The sequence below is a fragment of the Pannonibacter indicus genome, assembly GCF_001418225.1.
GTDB classification, from domain to species: Bacteria; Pseudomonadota; Alphaproteobacteria; order Rhizobiales; family Stappiaceae; genus Pannonibacter; species Pannonibacter indicus.
On the sequence record NZ_LIPT01000001.1, the window covers coordinates 245,248 to 258,464 of the forward strand.

Annotated in this window: 10 protein-coding genes; 9 read left to right on the forward strand and 1 reads right to left on the reverse strand. The window is 63.5% G+C overall.

Annotated features, from left to right (window positions below):
* The first annotated feature begins 207 nt into the window (after positions 1-207).
* From ASC48_RS01085 to ASC48_RS20225, 3 genes are all read left to right on the forward strand, one after another.
* Entirely contained in the window at positions 208-912 is a 705-nt protein-coding gene (locus ASC48_RS01085; RefSeq protein ID WP_055453986.1) for a J domain-containing protein, read from the forward strand.
* The gene (locus tag ASC48_RS01090; RefSeq protein WP_026355622.1) at positions 909-1,667 is read left to right on the forward strand and encodes an N-acetylmuramoyl-L-alanine amidase; all 759 of its coding nucleotides are present in this window, start codon (positions 909-911) and stop codon (positions 1,665-1,667) included. Before ASC48_RS01085 ends, ASC48_RS01090 begins: the two co-directional genes overlap by 4 nt.
* A 508-nt stretch (positions 1,668-2,175) precedes the next feature.
* Entirely contained in the window at positions 2,176-2,742 is a 567-nt protein-coding gene (locus tag ASC48_RS20225) for a lytic transglycosylase domain-containing protein (protein WP_409843316.1), read from the forward strand.
* Between the two features lie 67 nt (positions 2,743-2,809).
* Here ASC48_RS20225 and ASC48_RS01100 read toward each other — a convergent pair whose 3' ends face one another.
* Entirely contained in the window at positions 2,810-3,346 is a 537-nt protein-coding gene (locus tag ASC48_RS01100; protein ID WP_050474254.1) for a winged helix DNA-binding protein, read from the reverse strand.
* A gap of 358 nt (positions 3,347-3,704) precedes the next feature.
* Here ASC48_RS01100 and ASC48_RS01105 point away from each other — a divergent pair, with 358 nt between their 5' ends.
* From ASC48_RS01105 to ASC48_RS01130, 6 genes are all read left to right on the forward strand, one after another.
* The gene (locus tag ASC48_RS01105) at positions 3,705-4,952 is read left to right on the forward strand and encodes an NAD(P)/FAD-dependent oxidoreductase (RefSeq protein ID WP_055453988.1); all 1,248 of its coding nucleotides are present in this window, start codon (positions 3,705-3,707) and stop codon (positions 4,950-4,952) included.
* A gap of 80 nt (positions 4,953-5,032) precedes the next feature.
* Entirely contained in the window at positions 5,033-6,013 is a 981-nt protein-coding gene (locus tag ASC48_RS01110) for a TRAP transporter substrate-binding protein (RefSeq protein WP_082439929.1), read from the forward strand.
* A gap of 225 nt (positions 6,014-6,238) precedes the next feature.
* Entirely contained in the window at positions 6,239-6,775 is a 537-nt protein-coding gene (locus ASC48_RS01115; RefSeq protein WP_050474256.1) for a TRAP transporter small permease, read from the forward strand.
* Positions 6,776-6,780: 5 nt separating this feature from the next.
* Positions 6,781-8,088, forward strand: coding sequence for a TRAP transporter large permease (locus ASC48_RS01120; RefSeq protein WP_055453989.1), 1,308 nt, complete (start codon positions 6,781-6,783; stop codon positions 8,086-8,088).
* Between the two features lie 148 nt (positions 8,089-8,236).
* The gene (locus ASC48_RS01125; protein ID WP_055453990.1) at positions 8,237-11,824 is read left to right on the forward strand and encodes a hydantoinase B/oxoprolinase family protein; all 3,588 of its coding nucleotides are present in this window, start codon (positions 8,237-8,239) and stop codon (positions 11,822-11,824) included.
* Between the two features lie 153 nt (positions 11,825-11,977).
* Positions 11,978-12,997, forward strand: a complete 1,020-nt coding sequence (locus tag ASC48_RS01130) for a TIM44-like domain-containing protein (RefSeq protein WP_055453991.1) — start codon at positions 11,978-11,980, stop codon at positions 12,995-12,997.
* Positions 12,998-13,217 lie beyond the last annotated feature (220 nt).

Sequence of the window (13,217 nt, forward strand, 5' to 3'; positions counted from 1 at the left end):
TGGACTACCCTGTTTACCAATGTCCCGGCAGCACAATACGCAGATGATGGTTTAGCCCAGGTGAATGAAATCTGCCCTCGCGTTATTTTGCCATCAGTACGCCGGTAGGGGCTTGCGCGCCCCGTGCCGGTGCCTGTACTCGGGTAGGGAAGAAGCAGCGGTGCCCGCCTTTGGCCAGACGGGACCCCGATCCCGGAGCCTGACGCGGTGAACATCTGGTCCAGCATTGGCGCCATCGTCGCAGCCATCGGCTCGGCCATTGGTTCAGGCGGCGCGCAGCTGATCGACCGGCTGGTGCAACTTGTCCTTGCCCGGCCGGAAGGAACATGCACGGTCGGCTTTACCGTCGCCATGATTGCACTGTCTGCGAAGATGGCCAAGGCAGACGGCGTGGTGACGACCGACGAGGTCCTCGCCTTCCGCAAGCTGTTCGAGATCCCCGAAGGGGAGGAACGCAATGTCGCGCGCCTGTTTGATCTCGCCAAACAGGACATTGCCGGCTTCGATACCTATGCCAAGAAGCTGGCGGATCTCTTTCCCTATGACCGCAAGACCCTCTTCGACATTCTCGACGGCCTGTTCTTCATTGCCAAGGCCGATGGGCTGATCCACACGCAGGAGCTTGAGTTTCTGCGTGAGGTGGCACGGATATTCGGCCTCGATGAGCGCGAGTTCAACAAGGTGGTTGCCCGCCATGTGCGCGACCGCAACGACCCCTATGCGGTTCTGGGCATCCATCCGGATGCATCAAACGAGGACGTGAAGGCGCATTACCGCCGCGAGGTGCGGGAAACCCACCCGGACGTGCTGATTGCCCGCGGCGTGCCCCAGGAATTCGTCCGTATCGCCAATGACCGTATGGCCGCCCTCAATGCGGCCTATGCCAAGATCAGTTCGGAGCGTGGCCTGTGAGTGTGAAGCCTGATTGCGGCGTGCCCGCCAGAGTGCACCCATCCCCCAATCACAATGAACGCCGGGACGGCGCAGCGGTTGACATGATCATCCTGCATTACACCGGGATGCAGACCGCCGATGAAGCCCTGCAGCGCCTGTGCGACACGCGCGCGGAAGTCTCCGCCCATTATTTCGTCCATGAGGATGGCCGGATCCTGCAATGCGTCCCGGAAGCCCGCCGCGCCTGGCATGCGGGCAAGTCCTTCTGGAAGGGCGAGACGGACATCAACTCCCGCTCAATCGGCATCGAAATCGTCAATCCCGGCCATGAGTGGGGCTACCGTCCCTTCCCCGAGGCACAGGTCGAAGCGGTTCTGCACCTGTGCCAGGACATCATGCTGCGTCACCAGATGAAGCCCTGGCGCGTGCTGGCTCATTCCGATGTCGCCCCCGGCCGCAAGGAAGATCCGGGCGAGCTGTTTCCATGGAACGTTCTGGCCGCCGGCGGCGTTGCCCATCATGTTGACCCGGTTCCCGTCACCAGCGGCCGGTTCTTTCAGGAGGGCGAAAGCGGCCAGCCCATCGAGGCGCTGCAGTCGATGCTGGCGATCTATGGCTATGACGTGCCGGTGCAGGGGGAGTTCGACGCCCGCACCAAGGCGGCCGTTACTGCCTTCCAGCGCCATTTCCGCCCCGAAAGGGTGGACGGTATCGCCGATGCCTCCACCATTGCCACGCTGCACAAGCTGCTCACGGCCCTGCCCGAACTCTGACCTGCAGCCGGCGGACAGCGGCAATGGCCGGAAACAGCCAGCATCAACCGGCAAGGCACGCTATTGTGCATAGCAACATCCGGGGCAAATCCTGAGATAAAGACGGGCACTTTGATGGCTGAACGCTTCTCACCAAACAAGCGCCCCGCTTTTGCCCAGATCTGCATGATTTACCTATAAAACGCTTAAATATTTAACGGGCTACCCTTAATTTCTGTAACATTTCGTGATGATAGCGGGCCGATTTTGGCCCAAACCGGCGGTCATTTCTCCCCCAATCGAACCGCGGCAAGCCGCATTGACCTCAGCCGCGGGCTGCCCCCGGAAGACACTCACGGAGCCACAAAACATGACCCAGACGCGCACCTCCCTGCGCCGGGCTTTTTATTGCCTTTTCTCTGTTGCGCTGACCCTGACCATGATGCCCGGCGAAAGCCATGCCAAAAGCCGTGCAGCCGCTCCATCCCCTGAAGCCAGCGAGGCAGGCAGCGAAAACGCAAAACCGGAAATGCGCGAGGTCCTGGTCATGGTCGGGGGACGTCTGACGCCTGCCCTCCGTCCCGTCACGGATGAAACGCCCGGCGGCCTGGTCGTCAAGCGGAGCAAGACCGCCGCAACCGAAGCCGGAACACAGGGCACCAGCGAAAGCGGCAAGCTGGCCGCTGCAAGCACGGCGGATGATGACAGCAGCGTTGCAGGACACAGCGCCTATGATCATCTGATCGCCGCTGCCGCCAGGCGTCATGGGGTTTCCGTGGAACTGGCCCACGCCGTGATCCGCGTGGAAAGCAACTACAACGCCCGCGCAAGGGGCCGCCATGGGGAGATCGGCCTCATGCAGATCAAGCCTGCCACCGCGCGTGGTCTCGGCTTCCGGGGCAAGGCGTCGGCACTCTATGATCCGGCAACCAATCTGGAATGGGGCATGCGCTATCTGGCCGGTGCTCAGGCCCGCGCCGGCGGCGACACCTGCGGCACGATCCTGCGCTACAACGCCGGCCATTTCGCCACCCGGATGAACGCCCGCAGCCGCCAGTATTGCGGCCAGGTGAAGCAGATCATCGCCTCGCTGTAACCGGATACGCATAAAAAAGGCGGCCGGATGGAAATGAAAGCCTCCATCCAGCCGCCTCTTGCATTCATTACATGGCCGCAGCTGCCCGCGCCGCCTGATCGTAGGAGCCGGAGACAGAGCGCAGGATGGCCGCAAGGCGCGACAGTTCCTTCTCGTCAAAGCCGATGGCCTTGACCGGCTGCACCAGCAGCGCCTCGCGCAGGCGGCGGTATTCGAGACATGCCTTTTCGCCTTCAGGCGTGATCGCCACCGTCTTCTCCTTGCCCCGCCGCCCGGAGACGATCAGCTTGGCGGCTTCAAGCTTCTTCAGCGCATAGGACACGGTGTAGGTATCCTCGATATTCAGCACGAGGCAGAGATCGGCCAGCGTCTTGGCCCTGCCCCGGTGATTGATCGAGTGCAGCACCTGGACGTCCAGCGGGCTCATGCCCGGCACACCGGCAGCAGCCATGCAGCGGACCATCCAGCGGTAATAGGCGTTGATCATCATCGTCACGCCGAACTCCACCTCCGACAGCGACGGCATGGCGCCAGAAGCCAGATGGGCGGCGGACACGACCGGACCGATCGGAGCCAGTTCCTGCGGTTCTTCTTTTTCTGTCATTGGTCCAGCACATCTCCCCGGTGCGAAATCCCACAATCAAACGCAGCTGCAAACTACCCGACAGATACGCGCCCCAGCAACAGACCCTAAGCCGGCCGCTTGCGCAGATATGACATGCACCTGCTGTTTTACCGGGCACTTTGCCGTCCCGATAATGCACCGGCATGAAAAGACCGCGCATTCCTGCGGCTTAACCGCAGATATTATGCTTGCAAATTCGTCAGGACAGCGCCAGCCGAAACAGCGATGATTTATTGACATTTTATCGGCGTCAATTACCGTTCCGGCAGGGACTGTGAGTTGGGAGGCTTTGCAGCATGACAGGAAGATCAAGCAGGCCGTTTGAGGCTGTTGCTGCATGAGCGTTTCCGGCCCCATTGCCGTCATCGGTGCAGGCATTGCCGGTGTATCAACCGCCGTCTGGCTCGCACGCTCAGGCGCCAATGTGATCCTGATTGACCGGCAGGAGCCGGGCGAGGCCACCTCCTTTGGCAATGGCGGCGTGCTTGCCGCCTGCGCCATCGTGCCGGTGACGGTGCCGGGTCTCATTCGCAAGGCGCCCGGCATGCTGATGGACCCGGACAGCCCCCTGTTCCTGCGCTGGCCCTATCTGCCGAAGCTGCTGCCCTTCCTCACCCGCTATCTTGCCAACTGCCGGGCCGACCGGGTGGAGGCGATCTCGCGCGGGCTGGCCCTGCTCAATGCCGACAGCCTCGCCCAGCATCAGGCACTGGCAGGCGGTACGGAAGCCGAGCGCTGGCTGGTACCTTCCGATTATGTCTTCCGCTATCCGGACCGCGCCGCCTTTGAAGGTGACAGCTTCGGCTGGAACCTGCGCCGTCAGGCCGGCTTCGAGTGGGACGAGATCGAGGGGGCTGCGCTGGCGGACTATGATCCTCTGTTCAGTCCGAAGAACAGCTTTGCGGTGCGGTTGAAGAACCATGGCCGGATCAGCGACCCCGGCCGCTATGTAAAGGCTCTTGCAGGGCATTTTCTCTCTCTGGGCGGAACGTTCCGGCGTGCGGAGATATTCGATTTCCGTATCGGTCCGGACGGTCTGGAGGGACTTGAAACAAGCGATGGTTTCATCGCCTGCGGCAAGGCTGTTCTGGCCACCGGTGTCTGGTCGAAGCCCCTGATGGCAAAGCTGGGCCTCTCCGTGCCGCTGGAAAGCGAGCGCGGCTATCACCTCGAACTCATCGAGCCCAGCGCCATGCCGGCCGCGCCCACCATGATGACATCGGGCAAGTTCGTGGTCACGCCGATGGAAGGCCGCATCCGGCTGGCGGGTATCGTCGAGTTCGGCGGGCTCGATGCAGGCCCCAGCGAAGCGCCCTTCGCGCTGCTGGAGCGGCAGGCCCGCGCTGCCATGCCCGGCCTCACCTGGCGCGAGACCAGCCGCTGGATGGGCCACCGTCCCGCCCCTTCCGACAGCCTGCCGCTGATCGGCGAAGTGCCCGGCTGCCGTGATGTGATCGCCGCCTTCGGCCATCATCACATCGGCCTGACCGCAGGCCCCAAGACGGGGCGCTTCGTGTCTGGCATGCTGACGGGCCAGAAGACCAACTCCGATCTTTCCGCCTTTGATCCGGCACGGTTCGCCTGAAGGAAAAAGGCGCAAGACGCAAGAAGAACCAACCGGCCCAGGCAACGCATCCTGAGGCCAGAACCTGAGGGGAAGTAAGGATGACACGCATGATGAAGACCGCCATTCTGGCCAGCGTCTGCAGCGCAGCGCTGGCTCAGGCCGCCATGGCTGAAAAGTGGGACATGCCGCTGGCCTATCCGGCCAGCAACTACCACACCGAAAACGTCGTCGAATTCGCCGCCTGCGTGAAGGAAGCCACGGGCGGTGAGATCGATATCGTCGCCCATCCGAATGGTTCGCTCTTCGGCGGTGCCGATATCAAGCGCGCTGTCCAGACCGGTCAGGTGCCGATCGGCGAGCGCCTGCTGTCCGCCCATGCCAACGAGAACCCGCTGTTCGGCGTGGACAGCATTCCCTTCCTCGCAACTTCCTTTGAAGAAAGTGGCAAGCTGTGGGACGCGGCTGGTCCGGCCGTCGCCGAGGCGCTGGACGAGCAGAACCTCGTCCTGATCTATACCGTGCCGTGGCCGCCGCAGGGCCTCTATTTCAAGAAGGAAGTGAACTCGGTTGCCGACATGAAGGGCACGAAGTTCCGCGCCTATAACGCCGCCACCTCCAAGATCGCCGAGCTGACCGGCATGGCGGCCGTGCAGATTGAAGCTGCCGAAGTGCCGCAGGCCTTTGCCACGGGCGTGACCGAGTCCATGATGTCCTCCGGCGCAACTGGCTTTGACAGCAAGCTCTGGGAAAGCGGCGTCACCAATTTCTACGAAGTGAATGCCTGGCTTCCGCGCAACGCCGTGTTCGTCAACAAGGACAGCTACGCCGCCCTGACCGACGCCCAGAAGGCCGCCTTCACCGATTGCGGTGCCAAGGCTGAAGCCGCCGGCCTCGAAAAGGCCATTGCCTACACCACCAAGACGCTGGAAGGCCTCACCGCCAACGGCGTGAAGGTGGCCCCGCCCTCCGATCAGCTGAAGGCGGACCTGCAGGCCGTGGGCGAGACCATGACCAGCGACTGGCTGGCCGCAGCCGGCGACAAGGGCAAGGCCGTCATCGACGCCTACAAGGCGAAGTAATCCATGAAATCAGCCTGTCCGGAAACTTCCGGACAGGTCCATTCCCCCCGCCTGTCCGGGTATACCGGACAGGCCCATTCCCGAAGTCTTGCGGATGGCAGGTTCCCGCGCGCAAGGTTTCCGGCATGGTGCCTGAAGGGGCAAAGAGGCTGGTGCTGCAAGGTGCCGGAAAGCCGGCCCCTTTCAAAAAAGAAGGGCAGGCGCCATGGCGAAGAGGGGAACCTGATGCTTGAAAGATCCGGACATGCGCTGCTGCGCGTCCTTGATGGCCTGTACCGGGCCGGAGCCGTGCTTGCGGCAATCAGCCTGGTGATGATCCTTGTGATCATCGTTGCACAGATGGGCGCCCGCTGGCTGGGCATCACCTTTCCAGGAGCCGCCAATTATGCCGGTTATGCAATGGCCTCCGCGTCTTTCCTTGCCTTTGCCCATGCGCTGAAAAGCGGCACGCATATCCGTGTCGGGCTGCTGCTGAACCTTGCCGGGCGGCATGTGCGCTGGGTTGAGGCCTGGTGCCTTGCCATCGGCTCGGCGCTTGGCTGGTATCTGACCTGGTATGCGGTGAAAGCCGTCTACTGGTCCCGCAAGCTGCATGACATCAGTCAGGGGCAGGATCAGACGCCGCTCTGGATCCCCCAGTCGGCCATGGCCGCAGGCGCTGCCCTGCTTGCCATTGCTCTCACCGAAAGCTTCTTCCGGGTACTCGTCACCGGCCGCACCGGCATTGCTGCCGGGACCGGCGAACAGTCCCACGCGGAGTAAGCCCGATGGAAGCCATTGCTCCGATTGTAATTTTTCTCTTCGTCCTGTTCCTGCTGCTGGGCACCGGCGTGTGGGTGGGCCTTGCCCTGCTGGGCGTAGCCTTCGCCGGCATGGAACTCTTCACGTCGCGCCCCGCCGGTGACGCGATGATCACCGTCATCTGGGCGGCGTCCTCCTCCTGGACGCTGACGGCCCTGCCGCTGTTCATCTGGATGGGCGAGATCCTCTACCGCACCCGCCTGTCGCAGGACATGTTCCGCGGCCTTGCTCCCTGGATGGGCGGACTGCCCGGCGGGCTGATGCACACCAATGTCGCGGGCTGCACCGTCTTTGCCGCCGTCTCCGGTTCCTCTGCCGCAACGCTGACGACCGTCGGCAAGATGACCATTCCGGAGCTGCGCAAGCGCGGCTATCCGGAAAAGACCATCATCGGCACGCTGGCAGGCTCGGCCACGCTCGGCTTGATGATCCCGCCATCGCTGACGCTGATCGTCTATGGCGTGACGACGAATGAATCCATCACCCGCCTGTTCATGGCCGGCGTCATTCCCGGTCTCGTTCTGGCCGCCCTGTTCATGGGCTATATCGCCGTCTATTCAAAGGTTTCGAAGGACTATAATCCAAAGCCGGAACCGGTCATGTCTCTGGCTGAGAAGCTGAAGAACTCCCGGTTTCTGCTGCCCGTCCTTGCTCTCATCGTGGTGGTCATCGGCTCCATGTACGCAGGCCTTGCCACGGCAACGGAAGCGGCCGCCCTCGGCGTCATCGGATCACTGCTTCTGGCACTGGCGCAAGGCTCCCTCACCTGGAAGTCCTTCGGCGAAAGCCTGATGGGCGCCACCCGCACCTCCGCCATGGTGGCGCTCATTCTGGCGGGCGCTGCGTTCCTGTCGCTTTCCATGGGCTTCACCGGCCTGCCGCGTGCGCTCGCAGGGTGGATCGGCGGCATGGAGCTTTCCAAGTTCCAGCTGCTGCTGGCGCTGCTGGTGTTCTACATCGTCATCGGCTGCTTCCTGGATGGCATTTCCTCCGTGGTGCTGACCATGGCCGTGGTGGAACCGATGATCCGTCAGGCAGGCATTGATGTGCTCTGGTTCGGCATCTTTATCGTGGTGGTGGTCGAAATGGCACAGATCACGCCGCCTATTGGCTTCAACCTGTTCGTCTTGCAGGGCATGACCAGCCATCCGATGTCCTACATCGCCCGTGCTGCCCTGCCGATGTTCTTCATCATGGTGGTGATGGTGATGCTGCTGATCGTGTTCCCCGAACTGGCCACCTGGCTGCCCATGAACATGGCGAACAGGGGGTGAGCCCTTCGGGCCGCAATGCGTCAGCGCTGGAGAGGCCCGAGCTAAGGACAAACGGCAAGTTGATTTCAAAAATAATTTATCGACAAAATGTCGATAAAAACATAGCTTGAAATCCAGCCATGGAAGAACCGTACCCAGAGGGACGAAAATGAACGGTCAGTGGGATTTCTGGATTGATCGCGGCGGCACCTTCACCGACATCGTCGGCCGCACGCCCGATGGGACAATCCGCGCGCACAAGGTGCTTTCCGAAAACCCGGAAGCCTACCGGGACGCCGCCGTGCAAGGTATCCGCGAGCTGATGGGCCTGGCCGCCGGGGACCCGATCCCCTCCGGCGCCATCGCCACTGTGAAGATGGGCACGACGGTCGCCACCAACGCCCTTCTGGAGCGCAAGGGCGAGCGCACGGCGCTGATCACCACCAAGGGCTTCCGCGACGCGCTGGCCATCGGCTATCAGGCCCGGCCGGACATTTTCGCCAAGGAAATCATCAAGCCGGAACTGCTCTATGAGAGCGTCCACGAGGTGAGCGAGCGCCTGCGCGCCGATGGCACGCTGGAAACGCCGCTGGACGAAGCGGAAGCCCGCGCGGCACTGGAAGCAGCCTGGAACGCAGGCATCCGCTCCGTCGCCATCGTCTTCATGCACGCCTATGCCTATCCGGATCACGAGAAGCGCGTCGCCGCCATCGCCCGCGAAGTGGGTTTCCCGCAGATCTCTGTCAGCCATGAAGTCTCGCCGCTGATGAAGCTGGTGGGGCGCGGCGACACCACAGTGGTGGATGCCTATCTCTCGCCGATCCTGCGCCGCTATGTGCGGCAGGTGCAGGAAGAGCTGGGCGAAGGCCCGCGTCTGATGTTCATGCAGTCCTCCGGCGGCCTGACGGCGGCGGACCTTTTCCAGGGCAAGGACGCGATCCTCTCCGGCCCGGCGGGCGGCGTTGTCGGCGCAGTCGAAACCTCGCGGCTTGCGGGCTTCGAAAAGGTCATCGGCTTCGACATGGGCGGCACATCGACGGATGTCTGCCATTTCGACGGCACTTATGAGCGCGCCTTCGAGACGGAAGTCGCCGGTGTGCGCATGCGGGCGCCGATGATGATGATCCACACGGTGGCCGCTGGTGGCGGCTCGATCCTGCATTACCGCGACGGGCGCTTCCAGGTCGGCCCGGATTCGGCAGGCGCCAACCCCGGCCCCAAGTGCTACCGGCGCGGCGGCCCGCTGGCCGTGACCGATGCCAATGTCATGACCGGCAAGCTGATCCCGGATTTCTTCCCGAAGATCTTCGGCCCCAACCGGGACGAGGCGCTGGACGCAGACGCCGTGAAGACGGCCTTTGCCGAACTCGCGGACAAGATCGGCGGCGGGCGCAAGCCGGAGGAAGTGGCCGACGGCTTCCTGCGCATTGCCGTCGAGAACATGGCCAATGCCATCAAGAAGATCTCCGTCCAGCGCGGCTATGACGTGACGGGCTATGCCCTCACCTGCTTTGGCGGTGCGGGCGGCCAGTCCGGCTGCATGGTGGCCGACAGCCTGGGCATGGAGACGGTGATCCTGCATCCCTTCTCCGGCATTCTCTCCGCCTATGGCATGGGCCTTGCCGACATCCGCGCCAGCCGCCAGCAGGCGGTGATCAAGCGGCTGGAAGAGGCACTGATGCCCGCGCTCGACGCGCTGCGCGCAGAGCTTGCCACCCAGACCGAGGCCGAGCTGAAGGCACAGGGCGTGTCGGGCGATGATTGCGAAACGCTGGCTCGTGCGCATCTGCGCTACGAGGGCACCGACACGCCCCTGCCCGTGCTGCTGGCGAGCCCCGCAGAAATGATGGCCGCCTTCGAGGAAGCCCACCGCAAGCAGTTCGGCTTTGCCTATGAAAACAAGCCAGTGGTGGTGGAAGCCCTTGAGGTGGAAAGCTCCGGTGGCGGCGCCGGCATCACCGAGCCGGATCATCCGCTCACCGAAGGCACACCGGAGCCCGCCCGCACCACCCGCGTCTATGCGTCCGGTCAGTGGCATGAGGCAGGCGTTTACCTGCGTGCGGGGCTGAAGCCCGGCATGAAGGTGCCCGGCCCTGCCCTTGTCATCGAGCCGCATGCGACAATCGTCGTGGAGCCGGGCTGGCAGGCGGAGATCAACGTCAAGGACCACGTGATCCTGCGCCGTGTCGTGCCACTGGAGCGCTCTGCCGCCATCGGCACCCATGCCGACCCGGTGATGCTGGAGGTGTTCAACAACCTCTTCATGTCCATCGCCGAGCAGATGGGCATGACCCTGCAGAACACCGCCTATTCGGTGAACATCAAGGAACGGCTGGACTTCTCCTGCGCCGTGTTCGACCGCAACGGCGCGCTGGTGGCCAATGCGCCGCACATGCCGGTGCATCTGGGCTCCATGGACCGGTCCGTCGAGACGGTGATCAAGCTCAACCAGGGCAAGATCCGCCCCGGCGACGTCTTCGCCCTCAACGCCCCCTACAACGGCGGCACACATCTGCCGGATATCACCGTCGTCTCGCCGGTGTTTGACGATGCGGGCGAAGAGATCCTGTTCTGGTCCGCCAGCCGCGGCCACCATGCGGATGTGGGCGGCTCGGCCCCCGGCTCCATGACCCCGCTTGCCACCACGGTGGACGAGGAAGGCGTGCTGATCGACAACTTCAAGCTTGTCGATCAGGGCCGGTTCCGCGAGGCGGAACTGATCGAGCTGCTGACTTCCCATCCATATCCGGTGCGCAACGTCCACCAGAACGTTGCCGACCTGAAGGCGCAGATTGCAGCCAACGAAAAGGGCATTCAGGAACTGCGCAAGATGGTCGCCCACTTCGGCCTCGACGTGGTGCAGGCCTATATGGGCCATGTGCAGGACAATGCCGAGGAAAGCGTCCGCCGGGTGATCTCCGCCCTGAAGGACAGCGCCTGCGACTACCCAACCGATCAGGGCTCGGTGATCAGGGTGAAGATCACCGTCGACAAGGACAAGCGCGAGGCAACCGTTGACTTCACCGGCACCAGCCCGGTGGCAGCCAACAACTTCAACGCGCCGGAGCCGGTGACCCGCGCGGCCGTGCTCTACTGCTTCCGCGTCATGGTGGACGGCCATATCCCGATGAATGCGGGCTGCCTCAGGCCCATCCGCATCATCCTGCCGGATGGCTGCATGCTGAAGCCGGAATATCCGGCGGCCGTTGTGGCGGGTAATGTGGAGACCTCGCAGCACGTCACCAACGCCCTGTTCGCGGCACTGGGGGCGATGGCGAACAGCCAAGGCTCCATGAACAACCTGACCTTCGGCAACAACACCTACCAGTACTACGAAACCATCTGCTCCGGCTCACCCGCCGGTCCCGGTTTCAACGGCACGGACGCGGTGCATGTGCACATGACCAACTCCCGCCTGACCGATCCGGAGGTGCTGGAATTCCGCTTCCCTGTGCTGCTGGAGGACTTCCACATCCGCAAGGGCTCGGGCGGCAAGGGCAAATGGTCCGCAGGCGGCGGCACCCGCCGCACCCTGCGTTTCCTGGAGAAGATGGATCTCGCCATCCTCAGCTCCCACCGCACCATCGCCCCGAAGGGCATGGAAGGAGGCGAGGACGGGCAGCTTGGCCGCACGGAAGTGCGCCGTCTCGACGGGCGCATCGAGGTGCTGAAGGGCTGCGACCAGACCGTTCTGGAGCCGGGCGAGGCAGTGACCATGATCACCCCCACGGCCGGTGGCTGGGGCCGGCCGGACTAATCATTCCCCGAAGGGGCGGCGCCGAACGGTTCCGCCCCTTTTGCCATACGCATAAGCCACACACGCAATAGTCATTTGCACTGGTAATACGGCCGCCATACTCCCATATGCCGAAAGTTATTCTCGACCTGAGCCTATTGGAGGAAATGCCTGATGCCTGCTGCCGCCCGCCGGATGCGCAAGACGACAGCCGCCCTTGCCCTTGGAATCGCGACGCTTTTTGCCGCCGTTGAATATGCCGAAGCCCGCCGGGCCGGCAGCAGCGGCTTCGGCAGCCGTGGCAACCGCACCTATTCCGCCCCCGCCCCGACCAAAACAGCCCCCGGCACCGCCGCCCCCATGCAGCGCACCATGACGCCGCAGCCCGCACCGGGCCAGCAGGCGGCACCGGGCGCAGCCGCACGGCAGCAGCAGGCAGCCCAGCCCTCACGCGGGCTTTTCGGCGGCATGGGCGGCGCACTGCTCGGCGGCCTGCTCATGGGCGGTCTCTTCGGCATGCTGTTTGGCGGCGGGCTCGGCGGCTTTGCCGGCTTCCTCGGCCTGATCCTGCAGGTGGCCCTGATTGCGGGCATCGCAATGCTGGTCATGCGTTTCCTTGGCGCACGGCGTCAGCAGCCGGCAGCTGCTGCAGCCGGTGGCGCACGTCCGGACCTGCGTACCAGCGCAGGCGGCAATGCGGGCACCCCCTTCAGCTTCGGCGGCAATGGCGGCGGCAAAGCAGGCCCGGCAGCAGCCGCACCGGTGCAGGCTCCTGTCATGGACACCCCGCTTGAGCTGGAAGCTGCCGATTTCGACCGCTTCGAACAGATGCTGGCCGAGGTGCAGGAAGCCTATGGCCGCGAGGACTATGCCGCCCTGCGCCGTCTGGCGACGCCGGAGGCCATGTCCTTCCTCGCCGAAGAACTTGGTGAACTCGCCTCCTCCGGCAAGCGCAACAGCGTTTCGGATGTGAAGCTGCTGCAGGGCGATCTCTCGGAGGCCTGGAGCGAGGGCAACGACGACTATGCAACGGTCGCCATGCGCTTCTCCGCAATCGACGCCATCCTCGACCGCAACTCCGGACGCGTGCTTTCGGGCAGCCTGGAAGAGCCGCAGGAAAGCACCGAACTGTGGACCTTCCGCCGCCAGAAGGGTGGAGAATGGGTGCTCGCCGCTATTCAGGGCACCGAGTAAGACCAAATCCCGGCAAGAAACTGGTCTGGCTGGGATTTTCTTCCTCAATGCAAGCGTGAGAGCTTGTGAGGAGCAAGACCCAAACCTTGCAGGTCCCGGCACCGCCCCCGCCTCATGCATACAGGGTCATGCCCCCTGATGCGCCATTGAAACCGCCCCGCCAACGGGCGGTTTCTTTTTTGAAGTGTTGCAGGACACTCCGGGAACCTTGCTCCACCCA